Here is a 13,811-nt window from a genome sequence, read left to right on the forward strand (position 1 = left end):
ACCAAGCGTCCTCATTGCTCAACCCTCACGATGGTTTTCTCGATGGTCAGTTTCACACGGCCCGGCTCTCTCCAAAGATCCCGCAGCTCTCTCTCGACCTGCCGCATGGATTGCCGCGCCAGACGTTTCTCCGCAGATCCCGCCTCATCCGGCAGGTGATAGGCGATGCGCAGATGCACAGGTTCGCCAGCGATTTGCTGCACCAGACCTGCAAGCGCCGTTTCGAGCGCAGGCGTCATCTTCGGACCGGAGGCGGTTTGCGCGAAGCCCTGCGCATTCACATCCACACGCACCACACGGGTCAGCGCCGCACCAAAGTTCAGCTCGGTCATTTTGCCGGGCGTGAGACGCACGACACGCGGGTTCTCCGTGGTCAGGCGATAGCCGGTCGGCAGCGAGCGGGTGTCGAGCTTCAGGATAAAGTTCGAACCGCGATCTTCCGGCAGCATCGCACAGGGCACATGGAAGCGGCCGTATTGGTCGGTGGTGATCACCGTGCCATCGACACCGGTCAGGCGCACAGCGGGGATGCCGTTCTCGACGATCTCGCGGCCCAGCTCCACGGGCGCATCGCCCTTGCCGCTGTATTTGCCGCTGAAGATCGCATCCTCATCGACGATCCGGCTGATCGGACCGTTTTGATAGCCGTCCCGGTTCAGGTCGTTGAACACCTTGCCGTAGACATCGCCACAATCAAACACCGGCTCCGGGAAGATCGAGACAGTGGCCGTCGCCTCGGGCGACAGCGGTTCCCGCGTGGTCGAGTCGCGCAGGCGCGCCCGGTTCACGTGATCGCCCACATCCGCGCTGGTCAAAACCCGCGCCGAAAGCGTCGCCTCGATGGTGGTGAGCGGCGGCACGGTGACGCTGGGCCAGGTCACAACCTTGCCCTGCACCGTGACCTCGATCGGTTCCCCGTCCCAGGTCGCCGTGCCCTCGACATAAACGAAGTCGGCGGGCAGCACGTCCATGAGATCCATCGTGCCACTGGTGCGCGGATTCTCATTGGTCACCGTGATAGAATAGGGCACCACGGACCCGCGCTCCACCACGCCACGCGGCGTTGTTTTGCGCAGCACCAGACCGCTGTCATAAAGCAGAGGCTCAAGCGGATATTCCGTCGGATCGTCCACGGTATTGCCGTCGCCATCGTCGCCGTCGTCGGAAAGATCGTTCACCTCGGTCGGGTCTTCGGTGAATTCGTCCGGGTACTCCGGCATCGCCGTGGCGAGGATCTGGTTCGACAGCCCGCCTGCGTCCACCGCTTCGATGGTCAGTTCAAAGGTCGCGGTGTAAGTGGCGGTCTCGCCCATCACCAACGTGCCTTCCGAAGAGCCTTCGCTCGCGGACACAAAGGTCGGACCGCTGTCGAGAGCCAGCGTCTGGCCGGTGGTCAGCGTCAGGAAGGTGTCCTCGAGCGCCACATCGTTCACCGTGGTGTTGCCGAGGTTCTCGACCGTGATCGTGTAGGTCATCAGATCGCCAACCCCATCGACACCGTCGCCATTGTCAGTCAGCGCCTGCGTCTTCACCGCCTCAATCGCGCTGATCGGACGTTGGATCACCGTTTCGGTGGCCTGATCGCACACCAAAGGATTATCGATGCGACAGATCTCATAGGTCACCTCATAGGTGCCCGCCGGATTGCCTTCGGACAGGGTGATGAGACCCGTGGAAGGATCGAGCGTCAGAGCCGGATCGCTGTCCACGACCGTAATCGTCACATTGTCAAGCGTCGCCTGCTCTTGGCCGATCATGTCGGAGGCCAGCATCGAGGTCGTGATGCCACCGTCGGTGTCAAACTCCCAAGGCGTCTCAGGAATGGCTTCGATGAAGACGGTTTCCGCCACCGCGTCATCTTCGTCATCGACCGTCAGGTCGCCGCCATTTCCGTCTTCACCATAGGTGCCGGTTGCAGTCGCAGTGTTGAGCACTTCGCCCGCGTCAATATCAGCCTGAGTGATCGCGTAGATGCCTTTTTCCGTGAAGGTGTACTCCGCACCCGGGGCCAGAGACGGGATAACCTCGCTGATCTGATTAGCGCCCAAAAGCGGGTCGGTGATCGTGACATTCGTCAAGGTGACGGTGCCGGTGTTCGTGACCTTGAAGGTATATTCAAGCTCCTCACCCACCTGCCCGACGGTTTGCGTCAGACCGGAATTGTCGACGGTTTTCTCAAGAACGATCGACGGTGCCTGACCGAGCGGCACGGTTTCATCGTCCGTATCCGAGACCTCGCCGACAACCGAGTCGGCCGTGACCGTCGCCTCATTCACCAGTTGGCCTGCATCCAGATCGGCCTGCGTCAGCACATAGCTCGCCTTGAACGTGTCGGTATCGACAGCCCCCGGCGCCATTTCGGCAATGCTGGCGCCCGGTGTCTCCCAAACGATCCCCGGAAGGATGTCCGCAAGGGTCACATCGGTCAGCGTCACGTTGCCCGTGTTGGTCACCGTAAAGCTGTAGGTCACGATCTCGCCGACTTCGGAGGGATCGCTCACGTTGCTCGCATCTGCGGTTTTGATCAGCTCAATCGCCGCAGTGCGCGCCACCGGCGTGGTGGTCGGTGTGTCGTTGTCCTGCGACGTGCCGGAGGTGTCAGTCACCTCTTCGTCGAACGGATCGGTACCGGTCACAAGTGCGGTGTTCTCCACGTACCCGCGGTCGATGTCCTCCTGCGTCAATTCATAGACGGCAGAATAGGTCGTGTCGTCTGTGGCACCCGGCGCCAGCGACGCAATCGGGCTTCCGGTCAGAACACCCACACCTTCAAGCATCGCATCCGTGAGGGTCACATCGGTCAGGGTCTGCGAGCCGGTGTTGGTGATCGCAAAGCTGTAGGTGATCTCCTCCCCCGGCACCGGCGGATCGGAGAACGCCGTGGTCGCGGATTTCACCAGCGCGATGGCAGGCTCATAGATCGGTGTCACCGGCGTCGGGTCGTTTTCACCCGTCTCATCGGCGCGACCGTTGCCATTCGGGTCCGGATCGGTACCGTCGTCGGAATCATCGCTGAGCAGCGGGTTGTCACCCGGCGTTTGCCCGGTCCAAGTGCCGTTGCCCGTCACCGTCGCCTGGTTTTCATAAACACCGCCAGAGGCCTGAGCGCTCGGCAGCGGAACTTCTGGGCGGACGCGCAGCGAGAGGGAAATCTCACAGGTTGCCCCCGCCGCAAGCGTCGCCCCGGAGACCAGCGTCTGATCACCTTCGCCGTTGAACCCGGCGTTCAGCGCGCCACAGGAGCCGCCCGGAGCGGAGAGGATCGTGTAGGTGCCGCGCACCATGTCATCCGTCGCCGGATTGGACAGGCTCGCATAGCTGCCGAACAGCGGTGCGGCTCCCGACAGGGCGTCCGTCACAACCACTGTGTCGAGCGGCTCAAGGCTGAAGTTCTCCACGACAAAGCTGAAGCCAACGGTGAAGGAGCCATCCGCCGCAGAAGTCGGGCCGGAGCTGACACGTTTCGCAATCCCGATCCGCGCTTGCGGCACGAGAGTGAAATCGTAATCGGTGGCATCCGTGTCGGACGGCAGATCAATCGTCGTAATCGCGGTGGCGCCAGATGGGCTCCCGCCCTCGGACCCACTCATGGCTTTGCTATCTTCGAGATAAGTCTCGCTCACGCTTCCGCGTGTCACCGTGTAGGTGCCGCGCGGCAGGTTGGCGATGGTATAATCGCCATTGGCATCCGTCGTCGCCGACACGGAAACGGGCGTTCCGTCAAAGGCCGTCCCGGTCACCGTCACCGTCACCCCGGCCACGCCGGTGTCGTCGGTATCGAAATCGCCATTGTCATCGAAATCGCGGAACACCGTGCCAGAGAGCGCAGAAGACACGACATCGACCGGGCCGGAGTTTTCGTTGTTGTTCGGATCGACATCGAGCGAGGTCGTGGTGATCCGTGCCGTGTTGGTAAAGCTCTGCGGATCGGAGGTCACGCTGGTGACTTTCACCGGCACAGTGATTTGCGCCGTCGCACCGCTTGAGAATGTGCCAAGCTCACAGGTGAAACTCGTCCCCCCCACAGCCCCGCCACAGCTTTGCAGCGTTGCCGTCCCGGAGGTGACAGTCACCGAAGGTGTCCCCGCCAGCACCATATTGGCCGGCAGGCTGTCGGTCACCTGGACGCCATCGGCCTCGGCCAGCACAACGCCCCCATCGGAGCCGGTGTTGTTGCGCACGGTGATGACGAAATCGAAGGTCTCAAGAAGTTCGACCGGAGATTTGCTTGCAATCTTGCTGACAACCTCGACATCGGCGCGGGTGCGCACGGTGGTGTTTTCAGTCACTTCGTTGTTCGCCGGAAGCGGATCGTAGCCATCATCAATCCCAGGCGACGTCAGGTTCGCCGTATTGGTCGCCGTCCCCTTTTGAACCCCACGTGCCACGATGGTCACGACACGAGACCCGCCAGATTCGATCCGATCAAAACTACAGCTCAGCGTACCGTCAACTTCCCCGACACTCGGCACCGTGCCACAGACACCTGTCCCAGCGTCATGCGACTGATAGCTCAGGAATTGCTCCGGCATGAGATCGTTCATCGTGACGTTCTCTGCCGCAGAGGGGCCATTGTTGCGGATGGTGACCGTGTAGGTCACATCCTCACCGACCGCCACGGGATCAAGGCTATCGACCTTGTTGACCTGAAGATCATAGCTGGGCGCGTTCACCGTCGTCTGGACAGAGGCGCTGTTGTTCGTGTCATCGGTTTCATCGAGGCTGCTGCTCACGGTCGCGGTGTTTTCCAGCACGGAACCGACCAGCGCCTCTGTCGGCTGAACCACGATTTCCACGGCTTGCTGTCCGCCGGTCACAACCGTGCCGAGGTTACAGACAACCTGATTGTTGCCCCCAGTGGTCAGCGTTCCCACCGTCGGCACGACCGAGCAACTTCCCGTCGTCGGCGCCGCGGAAACAAAGATCAGCCCATCCGGCAAGGTGTCCGTGATCGTCGTGTTTGGCGCATTGCTGAGGAAAAATTCATTTGCAGGGTTGAGTGCCGTGACAATGTAGCTGAGGTTCTGACCCACAATCGCCTGCTCGGGCGTTGCGGTTTTCGTGATGGTGACATCCGTGCGCGCGTCAATCTCGAAGGTCACGGTATCATCGTTGTTGGTCAGATCGGGGTCGGCCACGCTCGACGACAGGACTTGAACCGTGTTGCTGCGCTGTCCGGCATTGCCGCCCGGGCGCACCTGCACTTCGATGATCGGGCAATCGTTTCCGGCGGTACAGACCGGCAGCACATCGAAAGTACAGCTCAGATCCCTGCCCCGCCAGCGCGACGCACTGTCACAAACCGCACCGGAAGGCGCGGAGATGCTCACCAAACCGGCGTCTGTCGCCCCGACCTGATTGTTGATCAGGCTCAACAAAGGATCTGTCACGGTCACATTGGCCGATGCGGCAGGCCCCTCGTTCACCACTTCGATGTAATAGGTCTGAATTTCGCCCACGGTTACGGTCGCCTCGGCCACCGTCTTATTCACGGTGATGTCGGCAGAGGCGTTGTCTGCGCTGCTGTCCACATCGTAGCTCGAGGAGTTCCCGACACCCGGATACTCTGGCGAAGAGACGCTGGCCGTGTTGGTCAGCGGACCCGACTGGGTCGCCTCCGCGCGGATCACCAGGACAGGTGTGCTCGCCCCGGCCACCAAAGCGCCCGACACGCCTGCTTCATAGACGCGTTCGCAGACCACATCCACCGGCCCGGCCTGAGGCGCCGCAGGCGTACAGGTCCAGCCATTGCTGTCATAGCCTGTGAAGGTCATTCCCTCCGGCAGGCTGTCCGTCATGTAAAGCGTGCCGTAGAAATCGGCATTGCCCGTGTTTCGTGTCTGCAGGTTGAATTCATATTCATTGCCGACCACGACCAGAGCCGGGCTGGGGCCGGTTTTGGACACGGACAGATCGACCACCGGATCCGCAATGGTCCGACCGCCGTCGGTGTCGGTGTTATTGCTCAGGTTCGCGTCATCCGGCCCCGTCGAACTCACCGTCGCACTGTTGCTGACATTCCCGGACGTCACCGCCGTCGTTTTGATCAGGATGTCGCCTAGCGGCACATCCGTCCCGGCCATCAGCCCGTCGGACGGGCGCGTACAGTTCACGTCCTGACCACTGATCGTACAGTCCCATCCGCCGGACAACACCTCCACCTCATCAATCTGATAGGCGGCAGGCACACTGTCCGAAATTTCGAGACCGTAGGGCACCCCTCCGGTGAAACTCGGCGACAGCGTGAAAATGGCAGGATCGCCGACGAGAACCGTTCCCGGTGCGGAATTGCTTTTCGTCAGGCGAACATCGCTGCCATCGCTGACCTGAGTGGTCAGAGACGCGAAATTGTCGTCGGTGAGCGGGTCCTGCGGCGCGGAAATATCAGCGGTCCCGGCCACGATCAGGGAGGACCCCGTGCCCGCTGCCGTCACTTGTCCCGTCAGGTCGAATCCGAAGGCATCGCCAGCCGGAATGTCGCTCGGGATCGTGCAGAGGTAAACCGATGCGCTGGCGCTGCAATAGGACGGCAAAGAGGTGACCGTCAGACCGGTGATCGCCGGAATTTCCACGACGGCTGCCGTCACTGTGTCCGGGCCGTTGTTTTCAAGATTGAACGTATAAGTAACCGTCTCGCCGGAGATCGCCTCGGTCGACCCGACGATGTCGAGGGCAACATCGGCCCCGCTCAGGATCGTCGTGGTCTCGGCAAAACCGTTGTTCCCGGGCGCCGGGTCATTGTAAGCAGGAACGGAACCGGACAAGGTGATGGTCCCTGATGCCGTCGCCTTGATGATCGCGGACAGCGCAAATGTCTCGTCTGCCTCCAGAGCGGGGATCACACAGGAAACCGTCGCAGGGCCCGTCACGGGCAGCGCCGGATCACAGGTCGTGTTGGTCACATCCTGCAACACACCATTCGCGGGGATGGCCAGGTCAATCGACGTCTCGGGTGCCTGACCGACCCCCGCCATCGCAGCGTTGTTGTTGACCGTGATGTCATAGCTCACGTCACCGCCCGCGACCGTCGGGTCCGAACCGGCATCGGTCACGTTGACAACCCAGTCGTAACTCTGCGCACTGGCGCTGACCGGGGCAAGAAAGCCTGCCCCAAAAGACAACATCGCAAGAGCAAGCACGGATTTCGCCGCAGCCCGCAACGACACCCTCTTCCGCTTCTTGAAGTTAAAAGATTCCGTGGGTTGATGCCCCATGTTCATGTCTGCTCGCTCCGCTCACACTCGGACCGTCCGCAGACTGCCCGGATCAGGATGAGAGAGGCTGTGCAAAGAGACGCCATCTGACATACGACTTCCGACGAACGCCTCACATACAGGTGAAACGATCGGACGGCTGTCTTTCAGAGAATTTACCTGTCGCGTTTTCTGGACTTAAGCTTATCTGCCAAAACAACCGAGATTGCCCCGATAAGCATCGCGAACATGCCCGCGACACTATAGGCCAAAGCGATCCGGCCTATGGAAAACCCCATAAAAAACGCGACAAGCGCTGCGAGAAGGCCGGTGGCCACAGCAAAAAGCATGAGACCGCTTTTCAAAGCTGCGTCCCGCAAACGCCTGGTAATCCATATATCAGATTTTTTTTGTCTCTCGACCGCACATACCGCCCCCGTAAACTCAACTACAATTGCCGCACATGAAACCGCTCTCACCAAAACGGCGTTTCGACATATCCGGCACTGGTAAATGCGTTACCCAAAGGAAAGCCCCCGAAAAATTCTCTACCTAGCGCCAAGAGTGACGTAAAAAGAGTCTGCATGAATGAAAGTCGATGACACTGTCATCTTCTGTTTACAGAATAGAGTACAATCGCGATCATGCCGTCACCCCGACACAAGTCGTCATGTACCGTCGCGCCTATTCGACCAACCAGAAGCTCTCCGATGGCGACTTGAAATCTCAGGGGCATCGGTGACGGCGACATGCAGAAGCCAAAGGCTATGCCGTTGTCGCGATCTTGCGTGTCGGATTGCAGAAGAACTCGATGCCACCCTCTATGCCCCCAAAGACATCACGCCGTGCTGCGTCGCGTGTTGGAGAAGCCCGTATCCAAGCTTTTTCACGTTTCAATAACTGAAAGAAGTTTCCTGCCATCGCTTCCATGCGCGTTGCGGGGCCATTCCCCTATTGTGATCAAATTGCTGCAGTCCAAGAGATAAGCGCTGCGACCAAAGACAAGTGCTCAATAAAAATCCGCTTTGCGGCATTATGCACCTTCACGGAAAAGTGTTTCCTAAGGGGGGAGTACCATGGTCGCTTTTGTCAAATTCGTTCGTTTCCGGATTCTTCTTGGTTTCATCGTGTCAGGCCTATGCCTTCTGGCAAGCGTTGATGCCGGCCATGCGCAAAGCGTAACGGTTTCAAATTTTCGGCTTCAGTCGGACGGCACTTGTGGCGCAGGTGGATCTTCGACCACATTCCTTGCAAATGCCTTGGGGCCGACCGGTCCCGCCGATGGGCCGGATGCCTTTGGGGACCCCGTGGATTGGATCGCGTTCTATCTCACGGATTCAGCGGGGGTTATCCTGGGCAGTGCGACGTTTAACGCACCACCGAACAGCTATTTGGCAAATGATTTTTTCGGCACGGTTCAACAACAGCCGACAGCGACCGGAAACTTCACTTTTTACGTCTACGACATTGATACCAATGCGGCCGACCAATCAATCGGCGCAACCTATGCCCCGAACGGGCGCCAAATGGGGTCAGGCTCCTTTGATGCCGCCGCTTTGGACAGCGACTGCTCCAATATTTCTGCGACGGGAACTCCGCCCGCCTTTTCGGCCGCTTTTTCGCCGAGCACAATCGACGAAGGCAACATCTCGAGCTTGACCTTCACCATCAACAACGCGGCGAATTCCAGTGCTGCGACGGGACTGGATTTCACCAACAATCTTCCTGCCGGTGTCACTCTGGCCACACCAGCCAACGCTTCAACGACCTGCACAGGTGGAACGCTCACTGCAACAAGCGGAGCGAGCACAATAAGCTATTCGGGTGGCACCGTTGGTGCCTCGGCAAGCTGCACCATCTCAGTCGATGTCACATCGCCTGCCGGAGGCTCTTTTAGCAACACGTCGGGGAGTTTGACCTCCAGCCTCGGCAATTCCGGGACAGCAAGTGCTACGCTGACCGTGACAGCCGTTCCGCCGACCGTCACCATCGGCGCCCTGTCTGGCCCGAGCGCGGGCGTGTACACCGCCCAGATCACCCTCTCAGAGGCCAGCACCGATTTCGTCGTCGGCGACCTGACCCTGACCAACGCCACCGCCACGCTCGCGGGCTCCGGCACCAGCTACACCGCAACTCTGACGCCCCTGGCCGATGGCCAGATCGCGCTGTCGGTCGCGGCAGGCAAGTTCACCGACGCGGCGGGCAACGACAACACCGCCTCGAACGAGGTCACGGCGATCTACGACGGCACGCCGCCGACCGTCACCATCGGCGCCCTGTCCGGCCCGAGCGCGGGCGTGTACTCCGCCCAGATCACCCTCTCCGAGGCCAGCACCGATTTCGTCGTCGGCGACCTGACCCTGACCAACGCCAGCGCCACGCTCGCGGGCTCCGGCACCAGCTACACCGCAACCCTGACGCCCCTGGCCGATGGCCAAATCGCGCTGTCGGTCGCGGCAGGCAAGTTCACCGACGCGGCGGGCAACGACAACACCGCCTCGAACGAGGTCACGGCGGTCTATGACGGCACGCCGCCAACGGTGAGCATCACCGATGCCCCAGGCACGGTAAACGCAATGTCATCGTTCACCGTGACAATCACCTTCTCGGAAGACGTCACCGGCTTTGACAGCGCTGACATCAATGCGACGAACGCAACAGTCAGCAGCCTGACAGGCAGCGGTGCGGTCTATCAGGCGCAACTGACGGCATCAGGCAGCGGCGCCGTCAGTCTGGTTGTTCCAGAGGACGTCGCCTTCGATGCCGCCAACAACGGGAACCTCGCCTCGAATACCGTCAGCATTGCCGATGTCACGGTAGAGCAGACTCAGGAGTTGATCGCGTCTTTCATGCAGACCCGTGCCAACCACCTGATCCGCAGCCAGCCCGGCCTGTCAGGGTTCCTGTCGAGGCAGGCACAAGGCGGGTTTGGTGTGAATGTCACGCGTGGCCAGGGCCAGTTCAATTTTGCCAGCAATCCCGAATACCCGATCTGGATGCAGGCACAGGGCTCCTGGTCGTCGGACACGACCAGCGAGAGCCGGTATATGTTTGGCGCTTTGGGGACGCACCGTAAAGTCAGGGACAACCTTCTGATCGGCATGATGGTGCAGTTCGACCATCTGTCAGAAGACACCGGTGCGGCCTCGGTCGACGGCACAGGCTGGATGGCCGGCCCATATTTCGTCGCCAAAAGCGCCCAGCAACCGGTGTTTTTCGAAGGACGGCTTCTGTATGGTGAGACCAGCAACACGATCTCTCCTTTCGGAACCTACGAAGACGACTTCGACACCACACGCATGTTGGCGCAGTTCAAGGTGACGGGGGAGTATGCCTACGGATCGGCCGCGACCTTGTATCCGTTCTTCGATGCCTCCTATGTGACGGACGATCAGAAAAGCTATGTCGACAGTCTGGGCAATACGATCCCCAAACAGGGCATCAGCCTCGGGCAAATCGAATTCGGGATGGATTTCAAAAGAGAGATCCCTGTGGCGACCGGTGAACTCGAACTATGGGGCGGCGTCTCCGGCATATGGTCGCACTCCGAAGGTGACGGTTTTGCCTCGACGGTCTCGCCTGATTACGATGGCGGGCGCGCTCGGATCGAACTTGGGGTCAACCGCATGCTGTCCTCCACCCGCCAGTTCAATGCCGCGACCTTCTATGACGGGATCGGCGCCAGCGGCTTTGAAAGCTTTGGCGTGAGCCTGGGGTACGAAATGCAGTTCTGATTGACCTGCAATGCCTGAAAATGTGTCAGGCGGCCGTCTTGAAGACGACCCTGTCAAAAAGCGGGGGCAGCATGGGCGTTTCACGTCATGCTGCCCCCGGAACAGATCTTAGAGCGAGCCGAGCACGTCGCGCACGTCCTGACATGAAAACTGTGTTTCCGCGGCCAGAAAGGCAATGGCCGTCTCTGGCAAGGGGGCGGGAGCGAGCGCTGCGGCTTTGCGCACCAATCCCCTGCGCAGACGGTTCATGTCGACATCGCGCAGCTTCATCTGAGACGGGTGTTCGGGGATCAGCACCGATTGGCCCGGGCGTTCGAGATCGGGATCGCCGCGCCGGATGTCGATGCCACGCGCCCGTGCGAATGTGAGCTGAGCCGAGGGCTGTTTGCCGGCGCCTGCATATTCGGTTTCCTGCACGACGATGGTCTGATCCTCATCCATCTCCTGCGCCAGAACGAAGGCGGCGGCGAGCGAAACATTGCCCGCCGGACCGCGCTCCATCCCTTCGAGACGGGCGAGCGCTTCGGTCATGTAGAACACCTCGCCCTGTTTCAAAAGCAGGTAGCGATCCATGTAGCGCAGCACCCGCGCGGCATTGCGCGGCACATCGGTGCGGTCCGGCCAACCCGCGAAGGGGACACCGAACCCGGTGTGACCGGTGGTGAAATGCTTGCGGTTGAAATCCCGATCGCTGGCCATATGCAGCCCGGTCAGATCGACGCTGGCGCCGATCACCTGGGTGTCGAAGGCACCGGCCTTGCGCAGCCCACGTGCTGTGCCCGTCAGGTTGCCACCGCCCGCATGGGTGCAAATCACCGCATCGGGCGCGCGCCCGGTCACGGCCTGCATCTGTTCGACGATCTCGACGCCCAGAGGCTCGACCCCTGCGATGGCAAAGGGCGTATAGAGCGAGGCGTTGAAATAGCCGGTGTCTTCGAGCACGCGCAGGAAGCTGTAGAACAGTTCCGGCCCGACCGAGAGCTGCATGACCTCGGCACCGTAAATCTCGCAGGCCCGCCCCTTTTCAAGGATCTCAGGCTGGCCGATGCCATGGCTGTCGAACACCTCCTGTACGACAATGCAGTCGAGATCGCGTTTCGCCGCCTGACTGGCCACCGCCGCGCCGTAATTGCCGCTGGTGGCGGAGACGACGCCCTTGAACCCAGCCACCTTGGCGTGATGCAGGCTCAACGCGGCCCGGCGCGCCTTGTAACTGCCCGAGGGGTTCGCCGCCTCGTCCTTGACGAAAATCCGCGCGCCTTTGCCCTTGGGCGCAAGTTTGCGCGCAAGCCGGGTGAGTTGGCGCAATTCGATCAGCGCGGTGTTGCCAACGGCGGATTGCACCTGAATCTCGCGCACCTGATTGAGCGTGTAGGGCACCAAGTCCATCATCGCCTCGTAATCGAAGGCAATCGGGTCCTGCATGAAGGGGGTATAATCGAGTCCCAGCGAAGACAGCATGATCTCCGCCTTGCGGGCCATCACCGCAGCGTAACTGTTGTCCGTCATTTCAGCTCTCCTTGGCACCGCGCATCAGGGCGACCAGATCGTCGCCTGCCGCCAAAAGTTCCGGCACGGCCTGTCCGAAATCATGACCATAGGCCGGGTTCACAGCGATCAGACGGCCCGTCATCTCGCGACCGATGGCCGTACGGATGGTCACCTCGTCGCCGAGACCTGCCGCGTCGGTGATCAGCCAGCCCTTGGTCCGCATCTCGAGCGGCACCGCGCGGGTTTCGTCCGGCAGGTTGACGGGGCGTTGCTCCGGTGTCAGGACGATGCGATGAATTTGCACCCAATCGCCGGCCTGTGCCTGTTCTGTCATGGTCATACTTTCTCTTGCTCCTGAGGTTGAGGGGCGCGGGGGCTGGTCAGAGGCAGGTCGGTCAGATGCACGAGCCCGGGATTGGCGCGATGCAGGTAAGCAACCGCATTGACCGCTGCCGCGGCTGTTCCGGCCCCGCCGCCGATTTCCGGGGACAGCACCATGTCGAGCGTCTGATCGCCGGTGATGACGATCCGGTCGGAGGTCTTCACATCTTCCGCCTCAGGCCGGATCTGTTGCGGATGTTCAAGCCGCAGGACCTCGCGCCCGTCGGCATAGCCGGTGATGCAATGCAGACAGCCCGCCACCTGCCCCGGTGCGATGGTAAGCCAAGGGGTTTCACGGGCGACCCTGCTGAGGATCGGCATGCGCGTTTCTTCGACCCGGTCGATGCGCCAGCCGAGGTGTCCCGCGATCAGTGCGACGGATTGCGCGAAGCCGACATGACCGACCACCGTTCCCGCAGCCAACGCTTTGGTGAATTCCGCCTCGCTCAAACCGACGCCCTGACTTTGCAAGACACTGGGGCCGAAATCCGACAGGTCGTTGGTGCGAATGGCCCGAATGTGATCGACCCGCCCACAGGGCACGGTCAGCGCCAGAACCAGCATGTCCATGGCAAAGCCGGGATTGACCCCGGTGCCGAGGACACGCCGTCCATGGGCCTTGGCCACCATATCGAGACGCGCCGCCAGATCGGCATCGGCAGCTTCGGGAAAAGTCATTTCCTCAGCAATGGAGATGACATCGTGGCCGTGGCTCAGACAGGTCTCGATCGCACCCGCAACCTGATGCAGGAAAGAGGCGGTGGCCTGAAGCACCACGGCGCCCGAATGGGCCGCGAGCACCGCTTCCGCATCGTCGGAGATCGTCAGATCCGGTGCCTCCGGCATTTCAAGCAGGTCGTGCAGAGAAGTCCCCTTTTTCGCAGGATCGAGGTCGATGGCCCCCACGATTTGGTGGCCGCGCTCGATGACAAGGCGCGCAATCCTCCGCCCCATGGCCCCGAGGCCATAGAGAATAATGTCTTTTTGCATGGTCAGTCCTTTGTAGAAAACG

The 13,811-nt window shown here is 60.9% G+C and carries 6 protein-coding genes; 2 read left to right on the forward strand and 4 right to left on the reverse strand.

Features of this window, described 5'->3' with window-relative positions:
• Nucleotides 1–11: 11 nt before the first annotated feature.
• Nucleotides 12–7,166 (reverse strand): DUF7507 domain-containing protein, encoded by a 7,155-nt coding sequence (locus tag NH195_RS17450; RefSeq protein WP_162265890.1) that lies wholly within the window; start codon nucleotides 7,164–7,166, stop codon nucleotides 12–14.
• Between the two features lie 625 nt (nucleotides 7,167–7,791).
• On the opposite strand from NH195_RS17450, the gene NH195_RS21310 reads away from it, so the two are divergent.
• Together NH195_RS21310 and NH195_RS17460 are read left to right on the forward strand one after the other, a co-directional pair.
• Nucleotides 7,792–7,935, forward strand: a complete 144-nt coding sequence (locus NH195_RS21310) for a hypothetical protein (RefSeq protein WP_155846219.1) — start codon at nucleotides 7,792–7,794, stop codon at nucleotides 7,933–7,935.
• Between the two features lie 334 nt (nucleotides 7,936–8,269).
• Nucleotides 8,270–10,927 (forward strand): Ig-like domain-containing protein, encoded by a 2,658-nt coding sequence (locus NH195_RS17460; protein WP_155846220.1) that lies wholly within the window; start codon nucleotides 8,270–8,272, stop codon nucleotides 10,925–10,927.
• 108 nt (nucleotides 10,928–11,035) lie between these two features.
• Here the strand turns inward: NH195_RS17460 and ortB are convergent, their stop codons facing one another.
• The 3 genes from ortB to NH195_RS17475 are packed head-to-tail and all read right to left on the reverse strand — an operon-like array spanning nucleotide 11,036 to nucleotide 13,789.
• Complete coding sequence (ortB, locus tag NH195_RS17465) at nucleotides 11,036–12,436, reverse strand: 2-amino-4-oxopentanoate thiolase subunit OrtB (protein ID WP_066710031.1); 1,401 nt, start codon at nucleotides 12,434–12,436, stop codon at nucleotides 11,036–11,038.
• Nucleotide 12,437: 1 nt separating this feature from the next.
• The gene (gene ortA, locus NH195_RS17470) at nucleotides 12,438–12,758 is read right to left on the reverse strand and encodes a 2-amino-4-oxopentanoate thiolase subunit OrtA (protein WP_238379801.1); all 321 of its coding nucleotides are present in this window, start codon (nucleotides 12,756–12,758) and stop codon (nucleotides 12,438–12,440) included.
• Complete coding sequence (locus tag NH195_RS17475; RefSeq protein WP_066710034.1) at nucleotides 12,755–13,789, reverse strand: hypothetical protein; 1,035 nt, start codon at nucleotides 13,787–13,789, stop codon at nucleotides 12,755–12,757. The genes ortA and NH195_RS17475 overlap by 4 nt, the downstream gene beginning before the upstream one ends.
• Between the last annotated feature and the right edge of the window lie 22 nt (nucleotides 13,790–13,811).

The organism is Celeribacter ethanolicus, assembly GCF_001550095.1.
GTDB classification, from domain to species: domain Bacteria; phylum Pseudomonadota; class Alphaproteobacteria; order Rhodobacterales; family Rhodobacteraceae; genus Celeribacter; species Celeribacter ethanolicus.

Excerpts from the sequence above, each read along its gene's own strand:
- NH195_RS21310 (WP_155846219.1), top strand. The coding sequence starts at position 7,792 with ATGACACTGTCATCTTCTGTTTACAGAATAGAGTACAATCGCGATCAT.
- NH195_RS17460 (WP_155846220.1), top strand. The coding sequence starts at position 8,270 with ATGGTCGCTTTTGTCAAATTCGTTCGTTTCCGGATTCTTCTTGGTTTC.
- ortB (WP_066710031.1), bottom strand. The coding sequence starts at position 12,436 with ATGACGGACAACAGTTACGCTGCGGTGATGGCCCGCAAGGCGGAGATC.
- ortA (WP_238379801.1), bottom strand. The coding sequence starts at position 12,758 with ATGACCATGACAGAACAGGCACAGGCCGGCGATTGGGTGCAAATTCAT.
- NH195_RS17475 (WP_066710034.1), bottom strand. The coding sequence starts at position 13,789 with ATGCAAAAAGACATTATTCTCTATGGCCTCGGGGCCATGGGGCGGAGG.